18 protein-coding genes are annotated in these 19,679 nt (G+C 29.5%); 14 read left to right on the top strand and 4 right to left on the bottom strand.

The genetic code is table 11. From position 1 onward, the window contains the following. Window positions 1–145: 145 nt before the first annotated feature. The 3 genes from OIO11_RS09995 (at window position 146) to OIO11_RS09985 (ending at window position 2,706) form a co-directional block, all read left to right on the top strand. Window positions 146–397 carry a heavy-metal-associated domain-containing protein gene (locus tag OIO11_RS09995; RefSeq protein ID WP_268071307.1) on the top strand — a complete coding sequence of 84 codons (252 nt, stop codon included), beginning with the start codon at window positions 146–148 and terminating at the stop codon, window positions 395–397. 229 nt (window positions 398–626) lie between these two features. Then, window positions 627–1,319 (top strand): response regulator transcription factor, encoded by a 693-nt coding sequence (locus OIO11_RS09990; protein WP_268071306.1) that lies wholly within the window; start codon window positions 627–629, stop codon window positions 1,317–1,319. A gap of 1 nt (window position 1,320) precedes the next feature. Further along, the gene (locus tag OIO11_RS09985; RefSeq protein WP_268071305.1) at window positions 1,321–2,706 is read left to right on the top strand and encodes a sensor histidine kinase; all 1,386 of its coding nucleotides are present in this window, start codon (window positions 1,321–1,323) and stop codon (window positions 2,704–2,706) included. Window positions 2,707–2,779: 73 nt separating this feature from the next. Here OIO11_RS09985 and OIO11_RS09980 read toward each other — a convergent pair whose 3' ends face one another. After that, entirely contained in the window at window positions 2,780–5,554 is a 2,775-nt protein-coding gene (locus tag OIO11_RS09980) for a calcium-translocating P-type ATPase, PMCA-type (protein ID WP_268071304.1), read from the bottom strand. A gap of 273 nt (window positions 5,555–5,827) precedes the next feature. Here OIO11_RS09980 and hcp point away from each other — a divergent pair, with 273 nt between their 5' ends. Beyond that, window positions 5,828–7,480: a hydroxylamine reductase gene (hcp, locus tag OIO11_RS09975; RefSeq protein ID WP_268071303.1), complete on the top strand. Its 1,653-nt coding sequence runs from the start codon at window positions 5,828–5,830 to the stop codon at window positions 7,478–7,480. Between the two features lies 1 nt (window position 7,481). Here hcp and OIO11_RS09970 read toward each other — a convergent pair whose 3' ends face one another. Continuing rightward, window positions 7,482–8,159 (bottom strand): Crp/Fnr family transcriptional regulator, encoded by a 678-nt coding sequence (locus tag OIO11_RS09970; RefSeq protein ID WP_268071302.1) that lies wholly within the window; start codon window positions 8,157–8,159, stop codon window positions 7,482–7,484. A 152-nt stretch (window positions 8,160–8,311) separates the two neighbouring features. On the opposite strand from OIO11_RS09970, the gene OIO11_RS09965 reads away from it, so the two are divergent. Both OIO11_RS09965 and OIO11_RS09960 read left to right on the top strand, forming a co-directional pair. Beyond that, window positions 8,312–9,067: an ATP-binding protein gene (locus OIO11_RS09965; protein ID WP_268071301.1), complete on the top strand. Its 756-nt coding sequence runs from the start codon at window positions 8,312–8,314 to the stop codon at window positions 9,065–9,067. Between the two features lie 360 nt (window positions 9,068–9,427). Next, window positions 9,428–10,810, top strand: coding sequence for a radical SAM protein (locus OIO11_RS09960; RefSeq protein ID WP_268071300.1), 1,383 nt, complete (start codon window positions 9,428–9,430; stop codon window positions 10,808–10,810). A gap of 73 nt (window positions 10,811–10,883) precedes the next feature. Here the strand turns inward: OIO11_RS09960 and OIO11_RS09955 are convergent, their stop codons facing one another. After that, window positions 10,884–12,002, bottom strand: a complete 1,119-nt coding sequence (locus OIO11_RS09955; protein WP_268071299.1) for a glycosyltransferase family 4 protein — start codon at window positions 12,000–12,002, stop codon at window positions 10,884–10,886. A gap of 191 nt (window positions 12,003–12,193) precedes the next feature. Between OIO11_RS09955 and OIO11_RS09950 the strand changes: the two genes are divergently transcribed. From OIO11_RS09950 to pfkB, 6 genes are all read left to right on the top strand, one after another. Next, complete coding sequence (locus tag OIO11_RS09950) at window positions 12,194–13,195, top strand: CotS family spore coat protein (RefSeq protein ID WP_268071298.1); 1,002 nt, start codon at window positions 12,194–12,196, stop codon at window positions 13,193–13,195. A 1-nt stretch (window position 13,196) separates the two neighbouring features. Continuing rightward, entirely contained in the window at window positions 13,197–13,400 is a 204-nt protein-coding gene (locus OIO11_RS09945) for a hypothetical protein (RefSeq protein WP_268071297.1), read from the top strand. A gap of 11 nt (window positions 13,401–13,411) precedes the next feature. Further along, the gene (locus tag OIO11_RS09940) at window positions 13,412–14,170 is read left to right on the top strand and encodes a spore coat protein (protein ID WP_268071296.1); all 759 of its coding nucleotides are present in this window, start codon (window positions 13,412–13,414) and stop codon (window positions 14,168–14,170) included. 15 nt (window positions 14,171–14,185) lie between these two features. Continuing rightward, window positions 14,186–15,214: a CotS family spore coat protein gene (locus OIO11_RS09935; RefSeq protein ID WP_268071295.1), complete on the top strand. Its 1,029-nt coding sequence runs from the start codon at window positions 14,186–14,188 to the stop codon at window positions 15,212–15,214. Between the two features lie 200 nt (window positions 15,215–15,414). After that, window positions 15,415–16,395: a type I phosphomannose isomerase catalytic subunit gene (locus OIO11_RS09930; RefSeq protein WP_268071294.1), complete on the top strand. Its 981-nt coding sequence runs from the start codon at window positions 15,415–15,417 to the stop codon at window positions 16,393–16,395. Window positions 16,396–16,453: 58 nt separating this feature from the next. Then, window positions 16,454–17,392: a 1-phosphofructokinase gene (pfkB, locus tag OIO11_RS09925; protein ID WP_268071293.1), complete on the top strand. Its 939-nt coding sequence runs from the start codon at window positions 16,454–16,456 to the stop codon at window positions 17,390–17,392. Between the two features lie 269 nt (window positions 17,393–17,661). Here pfkB and OIO11_RS09920 read toward each other — a convergent pair whose 3' ends face one another. After that, entirely contained in the window at window positions 17,662–17,793 is a 132-nt protein-coding gene (locus OIO11_RS09920; RefSeq protein WP_268071292.1) for a hypothetical protein, read from the bottom strand. Window positions 17,794–18,024: 231 nt separating this feature from the next. Here OIO11_RS09920 and OIO11_RS09915 point away from each other — a divergent pair, with 231 nt between their 5' ends. After that, window positions 18,025–18,462 carry an RrF2 family transcriptional regulator gene (locus OIO11_RS09915; RefSeq protein WP_268071291.1) on the top strand — a complete coding sequence of 146 codons (438 nt, stop codon included), beginning with the start codon at window positions 18,025–18,027 and terminating at the stop codon, window positions 18,460–18,462. Window positions 18,463–18,618: 156 nt separating this feature from the next. Continuing rightward, window positions 18,619–19,548, top strand: coding sequence for a cysteine synthase A (cysK, locus tag OIO11_RS09910; RefSeq protein ID WP_268071290.1), 930 nt, complete (start codon window positions 18,619–18,621; stop codon window positions 19,546–19,548). The last annotated feature ends 131 nt before the right edge of the window (window positions 19,549–19,679 follow it).

Here is a 19,679-nt window from a genome sequence, read left to right as displayed (position 1 = left end):
AATTTAGTATATTATTCCAGCAGGCTTCGCCTAAAAGATTGGAAGTCGAAGGAATATTATAGATAATAATAACAGGTAATTATGTACAAATATAAGTTTTATATTTGTACGAAACTTAGGTAATTAAAGAAAGGGAGAGATTAAAATGAAAAAGAAATTATTAATTGAAGGAATGAGTTGTGGTCACTGTGTTATGCATGTAAAAAATGCTTTAATGGAATTAGAAGGAGTAGCTAATGTAGAAGTTAATTTAGAGGATAAATCAGCTTTGGTAGAATTAAGTAGTGCAGTAGAAGAAAGTGCATTAAAAGAAGCTGTTGAAGATGCAGGATATGATGTAGTAAAGGTGGATAATGTAGGAAATGGTGGCTGCTGCTGTGGAGGCGGATGCTGCTAAATAACTTGGTTTAATAAATAAAAACTACAAAAAAAGAAATCATAATAAAACTCCTCTATGAAAAAATAGTATCATAGAGGAGTTTTATTATAAGTAGATTAAACAGTAATATAAAAGGAGCATTTAAAAGTTCATAAAAAACACATAATTAGTAATTAAAATTAAGCTGTAAATATAATATGAATAATTGGAAGGCTATTTAGTGTAGAAATAAAAAGAGGTGAGGATTATGACAATGGAAAAAAATATTCTTGTTGTTGATGATGAAAAAAAAATTGTTGAAGTAGTAAAATCATATTTGGAAAAAGACGGATATAATGTTTTTGAAGCTTATAGTGGTAAAGATGCTATAGAAATATTTGAAGAAAATAATATATCTTTGATAATATTGGATTTAATGCTTCCAGATTTATCAGGAGAAGAAATATGCAAAACTTTAAGAGGAAAATCTAGAGTGCCTATTATAATGTTAACAGCTAAAGTAAAAGAGGAAAATATTTTAGGCGGTTTTAATATAGGGGCTGATGACTATGTTACAAAGCCATTTAGTCCTAAACAACTTGTTGCAAGAGTTATGGCTTTATTGAGAAGAACAGAAAGTGGATTAACATCTGATATAATGATTTTTAATAATGGGCATTTAGTTATTGATGATTTAAAGCATGAAGTAAGGAAAAATTCAGAAATAGTAAATTTAACTGCAACGGAATATAAGCTACTTTTAACTATGGCAAAATATACTCAAAAGGCATTCACAAGAGAGGAATTAGTATGCATGGTTTTAGGCGAAGATTATGATGGATTCGACAGAGTAATAGATACACATGTTAAAAATCTTAGACATAAGATAGAAGATAATACTAGAGAACCAGAGTATATACTTACTATTCATGGAATAGGTTATAAATTTGGTGGTGAATAGAGTGGAACAGAGTTTAAGAAGAAAACTAACATTTTCACATATGTTTGTAGCTATAGTTTGTATACTTTTAATAAGTGTTGGCGCCAATATTTTTTTACAAAAACAGTTTGAAAATTATATAATCCAAACCATAGAAAGTAAGAGCAAGGATATTGTTTCTATGGTAAGTCAGCAATATAGCTCAGAAGGAAAATGGAATTATAATAGAATTGAGAGCATAGGAATAGATGCTTTAGAAAATGGTCTAATTATAAGTATTCAGGATTCACAAGGAGAAGTAATATGGGATGCTAATATATATAATAATGGAAAATGTGAATCAATAATAGCCCATATGGCTAAGAATATGACAGAACATTATTCCAATTGGCAGGGAGGATATAAAGAAACTCAATATAATTTATTAAGCAAGTCTAAAAAAGTAGGTATAGTTAAAATCGGACATTATGGCCCTTTTTATTATAATGATAATGATATGGTATTTTTAGATACTTTAAATAAAATTCTTATAGCAGTAGGTGCAGTATCTTTATTTATTGCAGTAATTTTAGGTGTAATAATAGCTTCAGGGTTGAGCAGGCCTATTTCAAGAGTAATTGACACAGCAGAAAAAATTTCAGATGGTAAATATACTGAAAGAATTAATGAAAAATCAGATATTAAAGAAATAAATAAGCTGACAACAACAATAAATTATTTAGCAAAAACGCTACAGGAACATGAAATGCTGCAGAAAAGATTAACAGAAGATGTATCTCATGAACTAAGAACACCTCTGACTACGCTTCAGAGTCATATGGAGGCCATTATAGATGAAGTTTGGGAACCTACAATGGATAGAATGAAGAGTTGTTATGAAGAAATAATTAGAATAAATCGTTTAGTTAGTGATTTAGAAAAGTTGACTATATATGAAAGTGAAAATTTTGTTTTAAATAAATCTAACTTTGATGTAAGTGAAGTGATAAAAAATATTATATTGAATTTTGAAAGTAAGTTTCTTAGTAAAAATATAGAAGTAAAATATGTTTGTAAAAAACAAATGATTTATGCTGATAAGGACAAGATTAGCCAAATGTGTATAAATCTTATTTCTAATGCTTTTAAATATACAACGGAAGGAGGAAAAATTGAAATAATATTAGATAAAAAGAAAGAGTTTATAGAATTTAGTGTAAAAGATAATGGGATAGGTATAGCTGAGAGTGATATAGCATATATATTTGAAAGATTTTATAGAGCAGACAAATCGAGAACAAGATTAACAGGGGGAGCAGGAATTGGATTAACTATAACTAAAAGAATAGTTGAAGCTCACAAAGGAAAAATTACTGTTTCAAGTAAGGAAAAACAGGGCACGGAGTTTAAAGTTATTTTGCCAATATAGCAGGTTAAAAAATAACAGATAAATTAAAAAGAAGAGCTAGTTAAATTCAGCTCTTCTTTTTAATTTATCTGTTTTATGCTGCAATATTTTCATCAGAAGATGAAGATACATGTTCTTCTTTTTTAAGCATTCTAAGTATACACTTAACAACTTCATTTATTACTATTACTAAGAACGAAGATGCAATTATTTTAAGCCACATTACAGGACTTAAAGGTACTGCATTGAAGAATCCAGAAAATGCTTCTGTTATAAATATTTGAACAGCGGCAGTAATTCCTATTATTTTTAAAGCTATAGTATTATCTTTAAAGTAAGGGAAGATACTGTCTGTGCCAAATTCTCTACAGTTAAATGCATTAAATAATGCGTTAAATGCAAATAATGCAAATAATACTGTTTCCATTTCACTTGGGCCTTTAAAGCCTTCAGGTGCAACTTCTGCTCCAAGTGGGTTAAAGACCATTTGTATCATAATTACTGCTGTTATATATATTGCATTTAAAATCATAGATTTAATCATTGTTTTAGTTATTATACTAGCATTTCTATTTGTAGGTTTTCTATTTAAAACTGCATTACGAACAGGTTCAAGACCAAGAGACAATGCTGGAGGTCCATCCATTATAATGTTTACCCATAATAATTGTATGGTAGTAAACGGCATTTCAAAGTCAAATATTACTGATAAAATAGCTGTTAAGAAGGCAACAATATTAACAGTAATTTGGAACTGAATGAATCTTTGGAAGTTTTCATAAATTCCACGTCCCCATTTTATCCCCTTAACTATAGTACCAAAACTATCGTCAGTTAATATTATATCAGCTGCATTTTTACTAACTTCTGTTCCTGCGATACCCATTGCAATACCTACATCTGCTTTAGTTAAAGCTGGAGCATCATTTATTCCATCACCAGTAACTGCAACAACTTCTCCATTTGTCTGCAATGCTTGTACAATTCTCATTTTTGTATCAGGTTTTGAACGTGCCACTATAGCTATAGTTTTAATTTCTTCTTGTAACTCTTCATCGGATAAAGTATCTATATAAGTAGCTTCAACAGCTCTAAGTCCATCTTGAAGCAGACCAAGTTCTTTTCCAATTGCAATAGCAGTATTAATGTTGTCACCAGTAAGCATTTTAGTAGCTACTCCTGCAGTTCTAGCAGTGTGTACTGCCTCTTTAACTTCTGGTCTTAATGGATCTTTTATTCCAACAAATCCAGTGAATACTAAATCATTTTCTATAACACCAGTTTCTGTTGACATTGCAACTTCTTCATTAATACTTCTATATGAGAAACCAAGAACACGCATAGAATGTTTTTGAAGTCCTTCAATTTCTTTAAGTATTTCTTGTCTTCTTTCTTCTGTTAATTCTATTGTAGAATTATTTACATGTTCATATTTGCATAAATCCAAAATAACTTCTGGTGCACCTTTGGTTAAAACTGTGCAGCCATCATTTTCAGTAATAATTGTACTCATTCTTTTACGTTTAGAAGTAAACGGAATTTGATGTAGAATAGTTGCTTTTTCTCTTTCTTTTACATAATCATATGAATCATTATATAAAAGAAGAGCACCTTCTGTAGCACTACCTAAATACTTAACTTCTCCATCAGATTTTTCTAAATCGGCTGTGGAGTTAATCAAACAGTTATCTATAAAATAATTACTTCTATCACTTAATTCTTCTCTTTGTCTAAACTTACCATTTAAATAAACTTTTTCAACAGACATTCTGTTTTGTGTAAGGGTACCTGTTTTATCAGAACAAATTACACTTACAGAACCTATAGTTTCACAAGCTTCTTTTTTAGTGACAAGTGCATTGATTTTAGCCATTTTTTGCATGGTTATTGCAAGAGTCATATTTATCATAGTAGGCAGTCCTTCGGGTACTGCTGCAACTATTAAGGCAACACATACTACAAATGAAGTCTTAATTGGTTCAATAGAGTTTAAGAATGGCATGATGCCAGAAATATCAACAGATAGTGTGTGTGCTAAAATCATTTTAACAAGCATAATTATGAAAAGAATAGCTGCAATAGCACTAGATAGCTTTGAAATTTTTCCACCCAAATCTCCAAGTTTAATTTGCAGTGGGGTTTCAACATCACCATCTTCAAGATTACTTGCAATTTTACCCATTTCAGAGTTGTCACCAGTAGCCGTAACTACAAATTTTCCTCTTCCATAGGCAACAAGAGTACCACCAAATACCATATTTATTTGCTTAGCTGGAATTGGGTCTTGTACAATAGTATTACCCTTAGATTCAATTTTTTCCATTTCAATTACGGTATCTGAATTCTTCTTTACATCTTCGGATTCTCCAGTTAGCATATCTTCTCTAACTTTTAAATCAATACTTTCGATTAATCTTCCATCAGCAGGAATCATATCTCCCATCTCAACAAATACAATGTCTCCAGGAACTAAGTCATTTTTACTTATCTGCATGACGTTTCCGTTTCTAAGGACTTTAACTTCGATATTTTCTGTCATTTTTGAAAGGGCTTCTGCAGCTTTCTGTGATTTACCTTCTGTTACAATACCTATTGTTATACCTATGGCTACAGCACATACAATTCCAATAGCATCATGAACTTCTCCAATTAAGGCACTAATTAATGCTGCTGCTAAAAGAATTACCATCATAGGTTCTGTTAAGGATTCTTTGATGTCATCCCATAGGGAGCCTTTTTCTTGTCTTGTAAACTCATTAGGACCATACTTTTCTAGTCTAGTTTTTGCTTCTGAAACTGATAATCCTGTACTGGAATTTACATTTAATTCTTCTAATACTTTAGAACTTTTTTCATTAAAGAATTTCATACCATCCACCTTTTTCTTTGTTTTTAGTAAGGTTTTATTATAAGAATAAAACCAATTAAATTATATTATATCATACCATAAATAGGAGGTGGAAAATATATTAACCTACTTAATTAACAAAATGTTTTTAAGAAAAAGAAAAAATATCCATTCTTAAAATAAAGCAAGAGTTTGTAACAAATGTTACAGATTCTTTTTTTATATCTATTTATAATTTAAGCATAAGATGAATTTTGAACAGTATTTTAATAAAAATAAATGGAGGGGTTACCTATGAGTATGTTTTGTTATCAATGTCAAGAGGCAGCTGGATGCAAAGGCTGCACCAATAGAGGAGTTTGCGGAAAAACAGATGATGTAGCAAATTTACAAGATTTATTAATGTATACTATCAAAGGGATTTCATTATATGCTGTAAAAGCTGAAAAATTAGAAGAACTAACAGAAAGAATAAATAAATTTATAATGAATGGACTTTTTGCAACTATAACTAATGCAAATTTTGATAAAGTTGTTTTTGTAGATAAAATAAAAAAAGGTTTAGAATTAAGAGAAGAATTAAAATTAGCATTAATAAAAGCTGGAGAAAATGTAGAGGATATAAGTCATGATTCTGCACTTTGGACAGGAAGCACTGTAGAAGAATTTGAAGAAAAAGCAAAGAGTGTAGGAGTTTTATCAACAGAAAATGAAGATGTAAGATCTTTAAGAGAGCTTTTAATTTATGGAGTTAAAGGAATGGCAGCCTACGCCCATCATGCACATAATTTAGGATATACACAGAATGAAATATTTACTTTTATAAAAAAAGCATTAGCGTCAACAACTAATGGTGGATTAACTGTGGATGAAATGACAGGTATTGTATTAGAGTGTGGAAAATATGGCGTAGATGTAATGGCATTATTAGATAAAGCTAATACTGAAACTTATGGAAATCCAGAAATAACAAATGTTAACATAGGCGTTGGAAGTAATCCAGGAATTTTAATAAGCGGCCATGACTTAAAGGATATTGAGAAACTTCTTAAACAAACAGATGGAACTGGGATAGACGTGTATACTCATAGTGAAATGCTGCCAGCACACTACTATCCTGCTTTTAAGAAATATGACCATTTTGTAGGTAACTACGGTAATGCATGGTGGAAACAAAACGAAGAATTTGAAAGCTTCAATGGACCAATTCTGATGACAACAAACTGCATAATTCCACCAAAGGATTCCTATAAAGATAGAGTATATACTACAGGAGAAGCTGGTTTTGAAGGAGTAAAACATATACCAGATAGAGTAGATGGAAAAGCCAAGGATTTTTCAAAAATAATAGAACATGCTAAGAAATGTAAGCCTCCTGTAGAAATTGAAAAAGGAGAAATAATAGGAGGATTTGCTCACAACCAAGTGTTAGCACTAGCCGATAAAGTAGTAGAGGCAGTAAAGAGTGGTGCTATAAAGAGATTCTTTGTAATGGCTGGTTGTGATGGAAGAATAAAGAGTAGAAATTACTATACAGATTTTGCAAAAGCACTGCCAAAGGATACTGTAATACTTACAGCCGGATGTGCTAAATATAAATACAATAAGTTGGAGTTAGGAAATATCGGTGGAATACCAAGGGTACTTGATGCAGGTCAATGTAATGACTCATACTCACTTGCCATAATAGCTCTAAAATTAAAAGAAGTATTTGGTTTAGAGGATATAAACGAACTTCCAATTTCATATAATATTGCATGGTATGAACAAAAAGCCGTAATAGTACTACTTGCATTATTGCATTTAGGAGTTAAAAATATTCACCTTGGGCCAACACTACCAGCCTTTTTATCACCAAATGTTGCTAAGGTTTTAGTAGAGAATTTTGGTATTGCAGGTATTGGCAGTGTGGAAGATGATATTAAATTATTCATGGGTGAAGAATAAGCTAGAATAAGCACTCTTCCAATTTATCTAAATCTACGATAGTCATAGTAGTGCGAGTAAATTCAATTAAATTATCATCTCTCATGTTGATTAATTCTCTAGACAGGGATGGACGAGTTGTACCAAATTGGTCAGCAAGCTCCTGTCTGGAGAATTTTATATTTATAGTTAGATTTTTTTGCTTCTTGTACTCATCAAGAAGAAAGCTGGCTATTTTTTCTCTTATAGTTCCATAGGATAGATTCTTAAGTTTTTTATTTAACATAAGTATTTTGTTAGACAATAATCCCATAAATTTATTAAGAAAAATTGTATTTGAACTACAAAGATTTACTATGTCAGTTTTAGCTATAAAGAGTATTTTTGAGTTATCAGTAGAAATTATTGTTGAAGGATAGTTTTTCATATTTGAAAATATTATAACCTCTCCAAAGATACCGCCTTGTTTGATTTTATTTATAGTTACAGTTTTTCCAGAAGGATAATTTTTTTGTACTTCTACATTTCCTTCAAGAACTATTGCTATGTTGGATAGAGGATCTCCTTCCAAGGCTATTGTTTGATCTTTATTGAAAGAAGATGTTTTATAACTGATATCTGTCAGTATTTTACATAGTGCATCTTCAGAAAAATTACTAAATAACATACAAAATTTTAAATCGTTAACTATAGAATTCATATGTTTCTCCTTAAATTTTAAAATAAATTTCTAGTTTTGTAACATAGGTTACGTATTAATTATATAAGATTTATTATAATTAAATCAAGAAATGAGTAAACAGTATTTTGAATACTAATTGATAGATAAAAATGTGAATGGAGGAATTTAAAATGAAAAGAAATATAATTTCAATAGATGAAAAAAAATGTAATGGATGCGGACTTTGTGTTACAGCTTGTCATGAGGGAGCAATAGAACTTGTAGATGGAAAGGCAAGACTTGTATCAGACCAATATTGCGATGGATTAGGAGATTGTTTACCAGCATGTCCTACAGATGCCATAAAAATTATAGAAAGAGAAGCATCTGAATATAATGAAGAAGCTGTTCAAGATAGAATGGCAGAAATGAAGAAAAAGAAGGAAGTTGCTAAACCAATGCCTTGTGGTTGTCCAGGAACTATGGCGAAGATGATTAAAAGAGAAGATATCACAAGTAAAACTCATGATGATAAAAGTTCAGTAACAGAGAATTCCAGAGGAACAGAAATTAAAAATATATCTGAATTAAGACAATGGCCTGTTCAAATAAAATTAATAAATCCTAAATCAGCTTTTTTAGAAAATGCAGATTTATTAATTGCAGCAGATTGTACTGCCTATGCTTATGCTGATTTTCACAAAGATTTTATAAAGAATCATATAACAATGATAGGGTGTCCAAAACTTGATGATAATGAATACTACAAAGATAAGATAGCAGAGATATTAAGAAATAATAATATAAGAAGTATAAAGGTTGTAAGAATGTCAGTTCCATGCTGTACTGGTATTGTAAATTCAGTTAAAAGAGCAATGCTTGAATCCAATATAATCGTTCCATATAGTGAAGTTATAATTGGGACGGAAGGAAACATCATAGAATAAAATTGTGAAACAATTTTATTCTAGTAACCAGTCGCCAATCCCCAGTCACCAGACAATGACATTTTGCTAATGCAAAACTAAAATTAGAATAAATTAAAATAGACTTAAAGTAGATATAATCTATCTTTAAGTCTATTTTAATTTATTTTTATCTTTTTTCTTTACTCTGGGGATTGGTGATTGGCTACTGGGGAATATAAGAATGTTGCGTCGCAACATTCTTTTTTTATGTATCATTACTTTGAAAACATCTTTCTAAAAATATTTAGCTTCAATTAATTAGGAATATAATGGCAATGAACTTGCATATTAAATTATTAAGGAATATTTTCAATATTTCAATTATTAGGGGGAGTTGTAATGAGTGTAAAAGACAGCTTAGAGAAGAGTGTAAAACAAAAAATTATTAACACTGTAGTAGACATCATGGAGAAAAATCCCGAAAAAAATGTTGATAGGATTTTTGAAGCAATAAAAAAGGTTACTAAAGATAAGCAACAGCTAGAACAAATAGAAGTGGTTTATAATTATTATAAAACACAGCCAGCTACACATCAGCTGGTGCAAAATGTTTTAGGTAAAACAAATAAAAAATGCCTAAAGAAATTATTTACTAATTTTCTATCAAATGCTAATTGGTATGGAGGTTCTAAAAGGTCTAAATATTTAAAGGAAGAAGATACCAAAATACCATTTACAATGCTTATAAGTCCAACTATGCAGTGTAATTTAAGATGTAAGGGATGTTATGCAGCAGATTTGTTAAACCAACCTAAAATGCCTATAGAAGAAGTAGATAGAATAATAGGAGAGGCTAGAGCGTTAGGTATATACTGGGTAATAGTTTTGGGGGGAGAGCCTTTCTTTTATAAAGAGATGCTTAATTTGTATGAAAAATATGATGATATGATGTTTTCACCTTTTACTAATGGAACAATGATTGATGAAGAACTTGCAGATAGGATAAGAGACTTGGGAAATGTAGTTCCAATGTTGTCTGTTGAAGGTGAGGAAGAAGAGACAGATGCTAGAAGAGGAAAAGGAACATATAAAAAGGTTATGCATGCAATGGACTTGTTAAATGAAAGAGGAGTATTATTTGGTGTATCCACAGCGGTTACAAGATTGAACATAGATTCGGTTTTATCAGACAGATTTGTCGATAAATTAGTAGAAAAAGGAGCTAAGGTAAATTGGTACTTCTTATTTATGCCATGCGGAACAAAAAATCCAGATTATGATTTGATGTTAACGCCAGAACAAAGGGTGTATCTAGGTAAGAGAACTCATGAAATAAGGAATACAAAACCATATTTTACAATGGATTTCTTTAATGATGCTCCATTTGTTGGAGGATGTATTGCGGGAAAATTCTTCTTTCATGTAAATGTACATGGGGATTGTGAACCATGCATTTTTGCTCATTTTGCAACTCAAAATTTAAAAAACAAGAAGTTAATAGATGTATTTAGAGATCCATTCTTTAGGGAGTTAAGACATAGACAGCCATACAATAAAAATATGTTAAGACCTTGTATGATGATTGATAATCCACATGTAGTTAGAGAAGTTTGTAAAAAAGTAGGAGCAAAACCAACTGATGAAGGTGGAAAAACTATGCTCTACGATTCTAAATTCAAAAAAAATATTCAAAAAATTGCAGATGATTGGGTACCATATGCAGATAAGATGTGGAAAGAGGTTTACAACGAAAAAGGTAATGATGCGTTCTCTAAAGGGTAATGATTCTAAATAAATATTAAGAATGAAAGCTGCAGATGTATAGCTTTATATACATACTGCAGTTTTATTTTGCCTATACGGTGGTGGAATTGAATATGTTTTTATATGCTTCAAGTGTGGCTTGAGATGTTTTAATCCAAGAAAATTTAGAAGCCTGCTTAAGACATTTTTCTTTTAATGATTGCTTTAGAAGATTGTCGCTTAATACTTTTTCTATGGATTTTCCAAGTTCATCTTCGTCATAAGGATTAATAAGTATACCACTGTTTTCAACAACTTCTGGGATAGATGTAATATTGGATGTTATCACAGGAGTACCGCAGCTCATAGCTTCAAGAGGTGGTAAACCAAAGCCTTCATAAAGTGATGGATATACAAAAACTTCACAGCCATTATAAAAATATGGTAAATCATTTTGAGGAACAAAGCCAGTGAAAATTATTTTAGAAGAGTTAGTGTATTTACGACTTAGAAAAGTACCTAAATCTTTTCTAGCACCAACAATAACTAAAGAATAGTCTTTATCAAAATTGGAACTTATTTTAATAAATGAATTTATAAGCGTTTCTACATTCTTCCTTTGGCTAAAACCACCTATATACAATATAAAGGGAGTTTCTATAGTGTAGTTTTCTTTTAGAAAGTTAAGACAAACTTCTTTATTTAAAGGTTTATAAATGCTGTCAGCTGCTAGAGGAGTTACAAAGATTTTATTTTCATCTATAGGGAAAAATTTTAATATATCTTTTTTTGAGTATTCTGAAACGGTTATAATTCCATCTGCATTTTGTATAAGGTAGGGAACTTCTCTTAAAAATTTTAGTAAGTAACCTTTTCCAACAGTCTCAGGCATTATATAGGGAATTAAATCATGAATAGTAATTATTTTTTTACATTTAATTTCTTCAATTAATCCAATTCCATTTTGTGGTACATGATAAATGTCTATATTTTCCCTTTCTAAATCATAAGGAAAATAAGTCTGTTCAAAAAATCTATGGTGTCTACGTGAAGTCATAACTATATCTACATTTTGTCTATGAAAACTTTCAAAATCTTTACCTGACCAATAGAGGCGAAAATAATCATTTTTATCTATGTCAATTAAATTTTTTACAACATTTTCTGTATAAGTACCAATTCCGGTGCCTCTGTACCAATTGATACCTCTAGCATCAATTGCAATTTTCATTGAACCCTCTCCTTAAACAATCCCTATATATATATACATATTAAAGAGTATGTGAAAATGTGATAAGGGTTTTAAATTTTAAGAATTAAAAGAGAAAGAGGTTTAAGAATAAGGTTGAAGATAGCAATTATTCACACACTAAAAACATATTCATATACTAGAAAGAGAAGTAGTTTATGGAGGAATGGCATTTGGATATAAATGAGGTAAAAACAACAGTAGAAAAACAGTTTAAGCTGCATATTAATGCCATAGAAAAGGTGAAAAATGTATATAAACTTAGTACATCTAAGGATGAATTTTGCCTTAAAGTTATAAAATATGAATTTCCACACTTCCTTTTTATTATTAGTGCTATAAAACATCTTCAACAAAACGGATTTCAAAAAATTCCCCAAATAATTAAAACAAAAGATGGTCTTGATTATATAAAGCTTACAGACTATTATGCTTATTTGACTCCTTGGATAAATGCAAGACTTTGCAATTATGATAATCCTCTAGATGTAAAGCTAGCTGCTTTAAAGCTTGCGGAGCTTCATAAAGCTAGTGAAGGATTTAATGTAACAAGAGAAATGAAACCTAGAATAGGATGGTTAAAATGGATACAAACCTATAAAACACGTAAAAATGAGATTTTAGATTTTAAAAATAGGATAGAAAAGAAAGATAAAAAGTCAAAATTCGATGAAGTTTATCTCAGCATAATGGAGGAAGAACTGAAAAGAGCTGATAGATCAATCCAAGATTTAATAAAAAGTGATTATATTTCAGAAATGAAAACTCAGATTAAAAATAGAGTTTTTTGCCATCATGACTATGCAAATCATAATATTTTAATTGATAGTGAAAATAATGTAAACATAATTGATTTTGACTACTGTATTTTAGATACGTATCTACATGATTTAGCAAGTCTGCTTATAAGAAGAATGAAGTATGGAAAATGGGATAATAAAAATGCAAAAGAGGTAATAGATGCTTATAATTCTATCAATAAAGTAAAAAGTAATTCTATTGAAATTATAAAAGCTTTTATGGAATTTCCACAGGATTATTGGCAAAGAGGTATTCAATATTATTGGGAAAAAAAAGATTGGGGAGAAGAATTCTTTTTAAAAAAGTTAGAAAAATATATTGAAGATAGAGAGCAAAAACAGGAATTTTTAAATGAATTTAAGTGGGAGGAGTAGTATGAGTAAAAAAGAAAATGAAAATTATGAAAGCATATTTGAAGAACATGAGAAGGTAGATGTAGATGAGTATGACAAGGAACTGGATGACCTAAAAAGCTATATAAAAAGATTGAAGAAGATAAAAAGAAGGCAAAAGAAGTTAAAAAAACTAGAACGAGAAAGAGAATATTTGGTAAGTAAAATGAAAAAGAAAGATAAGTAGGGGTGAGGCTTATGGTAAACTCACCTAGAGAATCTTTTTCAGAATATGTTATGGAAAGAGGAATAAGAATCATAAATTCTAAGGAAAAAAAAGAACTAACAATTAAAATAAATGAAGAACATATAATAAATCAGCTTTGTTTAATGAGTGAATTTCACAGTAAAGTTATGGGTTACGATAATTATATAGGACATAAATTAGAGGACAAAAGAGGGAAAACTGTTGAAGAATATAAAATTTATATAAAAAAAATAAGAAGAGAGTTTGAAGTTGTAAAGAAAAAATCGGCATTAAATAGTTTCGAAAAATTATTTCTCCAATGTGCAGAAGGGTATTTAGATAAAGCACAAAATTGTATAGATGAAATATATGAAAATGATTACTTAGAGCTTATCAGAAGAAGTATGAATAGAGTAGAAGTGTGTTTGGGTGATACTTATTTTACAAATTTAAATAAAAGGGACCAAATGGAGATAGTAAATCTCCAAGGGTGCTGCTATGATATGGTAGAACTGGATGCTGTTTATTTTCTGGCAAAAATAAAAAAGAAATTTAATATATTAAGTTTGGAAGAATTAATAAACAAATTTTGTGAGTTTGAAAATTTAAGTTTAAAAAGTCAAAAGTTTATAGAAGCTTTGTTGTTATATCCTTATGAGTTTATGAAATGTTGTATGAGGTATAAAAAAAATAATGGTTATCTTAAAGAAGAAAAATATAGAACAAAGCTAGAAAAAATAGTAGTTGATGATAAGAATTTTATTTTATAGAAAGAGGGTGAGGGGATGATGGAAAAAGGAAAATATAAAGATAAGAAGGCATTGATTCAATATGATTTAAATTTAGATATTTATAAGGAATATGATTTTAATGTAGAAGATGTAATACCTGTTAGAAAAGTATTTATACTTATTACGGACAAAGGCAATAAAATTTTAAAGAAAATAGATTATGATACTGATGATTTAGAATTTATTAATACAGGTATTGATTATATAAGAAGAAATGGTTTTACACGAATATTTAATTTTCAAAGGACAAAGGATAATAAAGTGTATGTAAATTTCAAAAATGGTATTTACTGTGTTATGGATTTAATTGAAGGAAGAGAGAGTGAATACAGCAATCCAATTGATGTAACTATAGCTTCACAAGGATTAGGAGAATTACACAAAGCTTGTGAAGGCTTCAACTATGAAAAAAGAGAAAGATGTTTTTGTGGTAATATACTGGAGAGTTTTAAAAGAAAATTAGAAGAGATGGATTTGTTTAAAAATATAGCTTCTTTAAATAAAGAAAAAGATGAATTTGATGAAATATTCTTAAGTAATATAGAAGATTATAAAAAAGAAATGATAGAAAGTATTAAGGTTTTAGAAAAGTCTTATTTTTATAAATTATGCAGTAGTGAGGATAAGAAAGTATTATGCCATCATGATTTAGCTCATCATAATATATTGATAAAAGATAACAAAGCTTATTTTGTAGATTTTGATTATTCAATTATTGATTTAAAGGTACATGATTTGTGCAACTTCATAACAAAAGTAGAAAAAAGTTCTGCTTATGATATAGAGAAAGCTGATATAATTATTAAGAATTATTGTATGTTTAATGAACTTAATAAAAAAGAGCTAGAAGTTTTATATGGGATGTTAATTTTCCCACAGGATATATATACTATAGTTAAGGAACATTATACACGTACAAAGGATTGGAATTACCAAACTTTCTTGACTAAATTTATCAAGAAGAATGCTTTTAAGGAAGATAGAAAGGAATTTTTAGAAAACTTTAAAAAGCTTATAGGTTAACATAAAGAAACATTTAAAAAGAAGCTTCTTTTTAAATGTTTCTTTATGTTAAAATCTAAAGTTTCCACATTATTGATACGGAAGTAAATTGAACATTGATATGTGGCTGTTGTTAAATAAAAGTGATATGATAAAATGTGAAAGTTTATAAATTTAGGGTAAATATGTGAATATTAACATTAATGATTGGAGGTATGAAAATGTATCCATTAAAATTTGAAAATTTATATTATGAAAAAATATGGGGCGGTAGAGATCTAAAGTTATTTAGAGATAATTTACCTGAAGGAAATATAGGAGAAAGCTGGGATATAGCTTGTCATTCAAATGGAACAAGTGTGGTTGCAAATGGAGAATTTAAAGGAGTTAGATTGGACAAGCTAATTGAATTAAAAGGAGAAGAACTTATAGGAACTGAAATTTCTAAGGAATGGTTCCCGTTACTTATTAAACTTATAAATGCTAAAGATAAATTATCAGTTCAAGTTCATCCAGATGATAAGTATGGAAAAGAAGTTGAAGGTGAAATGGGAAAAACCGAGGTTTGGTATGTAGTTGAGGTTTTTGAAGGTGCTAATCTGATTGTAGGAACTAAAGAAGGATGTACTAAAGAACAATTTAAAAAAGCCATTGAAGAAGGAATTTTAGATAAATACATGAATAGAATTCCTGTAAAAAAGGGTGAAGTTTATTTTGTTAAAAGTGGATTAATTCATGCTATCGGTGAGGGAGTTATTATTGCAGAAATCCAGCAAAATAGCGATACTACTTACAGGGTATATGATTATAATAGAGGAAGAGAACTTCACATAAATAAGGCTTTAGATGTTGTTGACCTTAACTTGAGTGGAAATAAAAGTACTGGTATTTTAGTAGAGAGAGATGGATACAGCAAATCTTATTTATGTTTAGGTAAAGATTTTTCATTAGAACTATATGATGTACAAATATCTTTTACTGAAATTAGTGATAGAGAAAGATTCTATGCATTTACTTGTGTAGAGGGTGAAGGAGAAATTCATTACAAAGAAGGAATTGAAAAAATAAAAAAAGGCGATAGTGTATTAATTCCTGCTGTTTTAGGTGGATATACATTTAAAGGTGAGATGAAACTTCTAAAAAGTTATGTACCAGATGTTAAAAAGGTTGAAGAAGAGATTTTGAGAGAAGTTAGGAAATAATAAAATTATGGATAAAATATAGAGGGGGAAACGGCAATATTTTGCTGTAGAAAAAATTATGATAATTACTGTGACATTAAATCCAGCCATGGATAAGACTTTAAGCATAGAGGATTTTACATTAGGAATGGTAAATAGAGTATCTAATTTAAGATATGACATAGGTGGAAAAGGTATAAATGTATCAAAGGTATTGAAGAATTTTAATGTTAATTCAATTTGTACAGGATTTTTAGGTGGAAATTTGGAAAAAACATTTATAGAAGAGTTGAAGGCTAGAGGAATAGATACACGGTTTATCCATATAAAAGAAAATACTAGAACAAATACAAAAATTGTTGATACTGCAAATAAAGTTTATACAGATATAAATGAAGCTGGACCTGAAATTAGCGAAAATGAATTGAATAGATTTTTAGAGGAATTTAAAAATTTGTGTAATAAGGATGATATAGTAGTTTTAGCAGGAGGAGTAAGTCCATCGGTGCCTAAAGATATATATGCACAGCTTATAACAATAGCTAAGAAAAAAGGAGCTTTTGTTATTTTAGATGCAGATGGAGAACTATTAAAAGAAGGAATTAAAGGAAAACCTGATGTAATAAAGCCTAATAATCATGAACTTGTTAGACTTTTAAATTTAGAATCAGATTCAGAAGAACAACTAATAAAAGCTGCAAGGATGCTTCAAAACGAAGGAGTATCCAATATATTAATTTCTCTTGGAGAAAAAGGATCGTTGTTTGTAACCGATGAAATGATTTATCATTCAAAAGGAGTAAAGGTAGATGTGAAAAGTACTGTAGGTGCTGGAGATTCCATGGTAGCAGGTTTGGTTTACAGTAAATTAAATAACTACAAGTCTAATGAAGCTTTAAGATTTGCTACTGCATGTGGTGCTGCCGCGGTTACTTTGGATGGTACAAAAGCTTGTACTTTAGAACAGGTTCAAGAAATGCTTGAAAAAATAGAAGTAGAAACTAAAGAGGAAGAATAGAATAAAATTGTGAAACAATTTTATTCTACTCACCAGTCGCCAATCTCCAGTCCCCAGACAATGACGTTTTGCTAATGCAAAACTAAAATTAAAATAAAGCAAAATAGACTTAAAGTAGATATAATCTATCTTTAAGTCTATTTTAATTTATTTTTATCTAATTGTTCTTAATTGTTTTTATTTTTTTTCTTTACGCTGGGGATTGGTGATTGGCGACTGGGTAATATAAGAATGTTGCTACGCAACATTCTTATTTAATGATATTTTTATTAAAAGTTAAAGTTATAATCTTTTATACATTTTTTTATAGCAGCTTCTGTATTAGAAAAATTTAGTCCTGCTTTTGCAGCTTTTTCAGTATTAAGACGAATATCTCTTGGATGTTCTTTATATTTTTCCAATTTAGAATAGTTGATATTGTATCCCACAGTATATTAGAGTTTATGTTAAGATTTCTTTTGACTGTCCAGTAATCATTTATATCCTTTGAATTTTAATGCAATTAAGGGTATTCGTTGAAACTTATATATTAAAAATTGATGTTGAAATAATATAGATTATAGTTGACAAGAGAGCGTTATAGAATTATAATCATAGTAAATTGATAGGAGTTGTAGGGAAAGGAGCTAGATATGAAAATTTCTACTAAAGGAAGATATGGATTAAGGGCAATGGTTGATCTTGCTGTAAATGCTACTGGGGAAGAGCCCATTCCATTAAAGAATATAGCGGATAGACAAAATTTATCTGAAAGATATCTTGAACAAATATTTTCTGCTTTAAAGAAAAATGGAATAGTCAATAGTATAAAAGGACCACAAGGTGGATATATAATTTCAAAAAATACACATGAAATATTAGTAGGAGATATATTAAGAGCTCTTGAAGGAAGTTTGCATGTAGTAAATTCGGAAGATATGATAGATGATAAAATTGAAGAATGTATAAACAATAGTATATGGAGTAAACTTAATGAAAGTATTGATATGGTAGTCAATTCAATTACTTTAGAGGATTTGGTTTCTGAGTATAATAAATCTATTTCTGGTGGATATATGTATTATATTTAGATAAAGGACTTTAAATTTAAAGTGAAAGATATTTGCATTTGTAAAGTTTTTATAAAAGATAATCTTTAAAGTTATATGTATAGTTAGTAAAAAATTTTAAAAATAAAACCTATAAAAACTATAGGAATAATAAAAATAATTCGGGAGGAATTGAAAATGAAAATTGCAAAAAATCTAATTGAATTAATAGGAAACACGCCTTTAGTAGAGTTAGCTAATTATAAGGATAATAATGAATTAAAAGCAAATTTGATTGCTAAAGTAGAATATTTTAATCCAGCAGGCAGTGTTAAAGATAGAGTTGGTTTTGCTATGTTAGAAGAAGCTGAGAAGAAGGGAATAATAAATAAAGATACTGTAATTATTGAATCTACCAGTGGAAATACTGGAGTAGGATTAGCTTTAGCTGCGGCTGTAAAAGGGAATAGATTACTAATAACTATGCCAGAATCTATGAGTATAGAAAGAAGAAAAATGCTAAAAGCATATGGAGCAGAATTGGTCTTAACTCCTGCAGCACAAGGTATGAAAGGAGCAATTGAAAAAGCTGAGGAACTAAATAAAGAAATAGAAAATTCTTTTATTCCACAGCAATTTAACAATCCTGCAAATGCAGATGCTCATGAGAAAACAACTGCGGAAGAAATTTGGAGCGATACAGATGGCAAAGTGGATATTTTTGTTGCTGGAGTTGGAACAGGTGGAACTATAACAGGAGTTGGCAGAGGTTTAAAAAAGAAAAATCCAAATATAAAAATTATAGCTATTGAGCCTAAGGATTCAGCGGTATTATCAGGAGAACAAGCAGGAGCTCATAAAATTCAAGGAATAGGTGCTGGCTTTATACCAAGTGTTTTAGATACTAATGTAATAGATGAAATAGTTAAAGTAAGTAATGATGAGGCTTATGAAGCTGCTAGAGAAATAGCTAAAACAGAAGGAATGTTAGTTGGAATTTCTTCAGGAGCAGCACTTTATGCAGCAAAGGAAATTGCTAAAAAAGAAGAAAATAAAGACAAGAATATAGTTGTATTGTTACCGGATACAGGAGCAAGATATTTATCAACTGATTTATTTGAAGAATAAAAGGGAACAATAATGGAAGAAAGGAATATTATTATAAGGTATCCTTTCTTCCATATTATTTTCTTACAAATATTAATTTAGATATAAGAAAGGAGAGACAGAAGGTTGCAAATTTAAGCAGCCTTTATAAA

Source organism: Clostridium sp. ZS2-4 (genome assembly GCF_026719745.1).
GTDB lineage: Bacteria > Bacillota > Clostridia > Clostridiales > Clostridiaceae > Clostridium_H.
Note: the sequence above shows the minus strand (reverse complement) of the source record. Positions and strands in the feature narration are given on the sequence as shown.

Excerpts from the sequence above, each read along its gene's own strand:
- OIO11_RS09995 (WP_268071307.1), top strand. The coding sequence starts at position 146 with ATGAAAAAGAAATTATTAATTGAAGGAATGAGTTGTGGTCACTGTGTT.
- OIO11_RS09990 (WP_268071306.1), top strand. The coding sequence starts at position 627 with ATGACAATGGAAAAAAATATTCTTGTTGTTGATGATGAAAAAAAAATT.
- OIO11_RS09980 (WP_268071304.1), bottom strand. The coding sequence starts at position 5,554 with ATGAAATTCTTTAATGAAAAAAGTTCTAAAGTATTAGAAGAATTAAAT.
- hcp (WP_268071303.1), top strand. The coding sequence starts at position 5,828 with ATGAGTATGTTTTGTTATCAATGTCAAGAGGCAGCTGGATGCAAAGGC.
- OIO11_RS09970 (WP_268071302.1), bottom strand. The coding sequence starts at position 8,159 with ATGAATTCTATAGTTAACGATTTAAAATTTTGTATGTTATTTAGTAAT.
- OIO11_RS09965 (WP_268071301.1), top strand. The coding sequence starts at position 8,312 with ATGAAAAGAAATATAATTTCAATAGATGAAAAAAAATGTAATGGATGC.
- OIO11_RS09960 (WP_268071300.1), top strand. The coding sequence starts at position 9,428 with ATGAGTGTAAAAGACAGCTTAGAGAAGAGTGTAAAACAAAAAATTATT.
- OIO11_RS09955 (WP_268071299.1), bottom strand. The coding sequence starts at position 12,002 with ATGAAAATTGCAATTGATGCTAGAGGTATCAATTGGTACAGAGGCACC.
- OIO11_RS09945 (WP_268071297.1), top strand. The coding sequence starts at position 13,197 with ATGAGTAAAAAAGAAAATGAAAATTATGAAAGCATATTTGAAGAACAT.
- OIO11_RS09940 (WP_268071296.1), top strand. The coding sequence starts at position 13,412 with ATGGTAAACTCACCTAGAGAATCTTTTTCAGAATATGTTATGGAAAGA.
- OIO11_RS09935 (WP_268071295.1), top strand. The coding sequence starts at position 14,186 with ATGATGGAAAAAGGAAAATATAAAGATAAGAAGGCATTGATTCAATAT.
- OIO11_RS09930 (WP_268071294.1), top strand. The coding sequence starts at position 15,415 with ATGTATCCATTAAAATTTGAAAATTTATATTATGAAAAAATATGGGGC.
- pfkB (WP_268071293.1), top strand. The coding sequence starts at position 16,454 with ATGATAATTACTGTGACATTAAATCCAGCCATGGATAAGACTTTAAGC.
- OIO11_RS09915 (WP_268071291.1), top strand. The coding sequence starts at position 18,025 with ATGAAAATTTCTACTAAAGGAAGATATGGATTAAGGGCAATGGTTGAT.
- cysK (WP_268071290.1), top strand. The coding sequence starts at position 18,619 with ATGAAAATTGCAAAAAATCTAATTGAATTAATAGGAAACACGCCTTTA.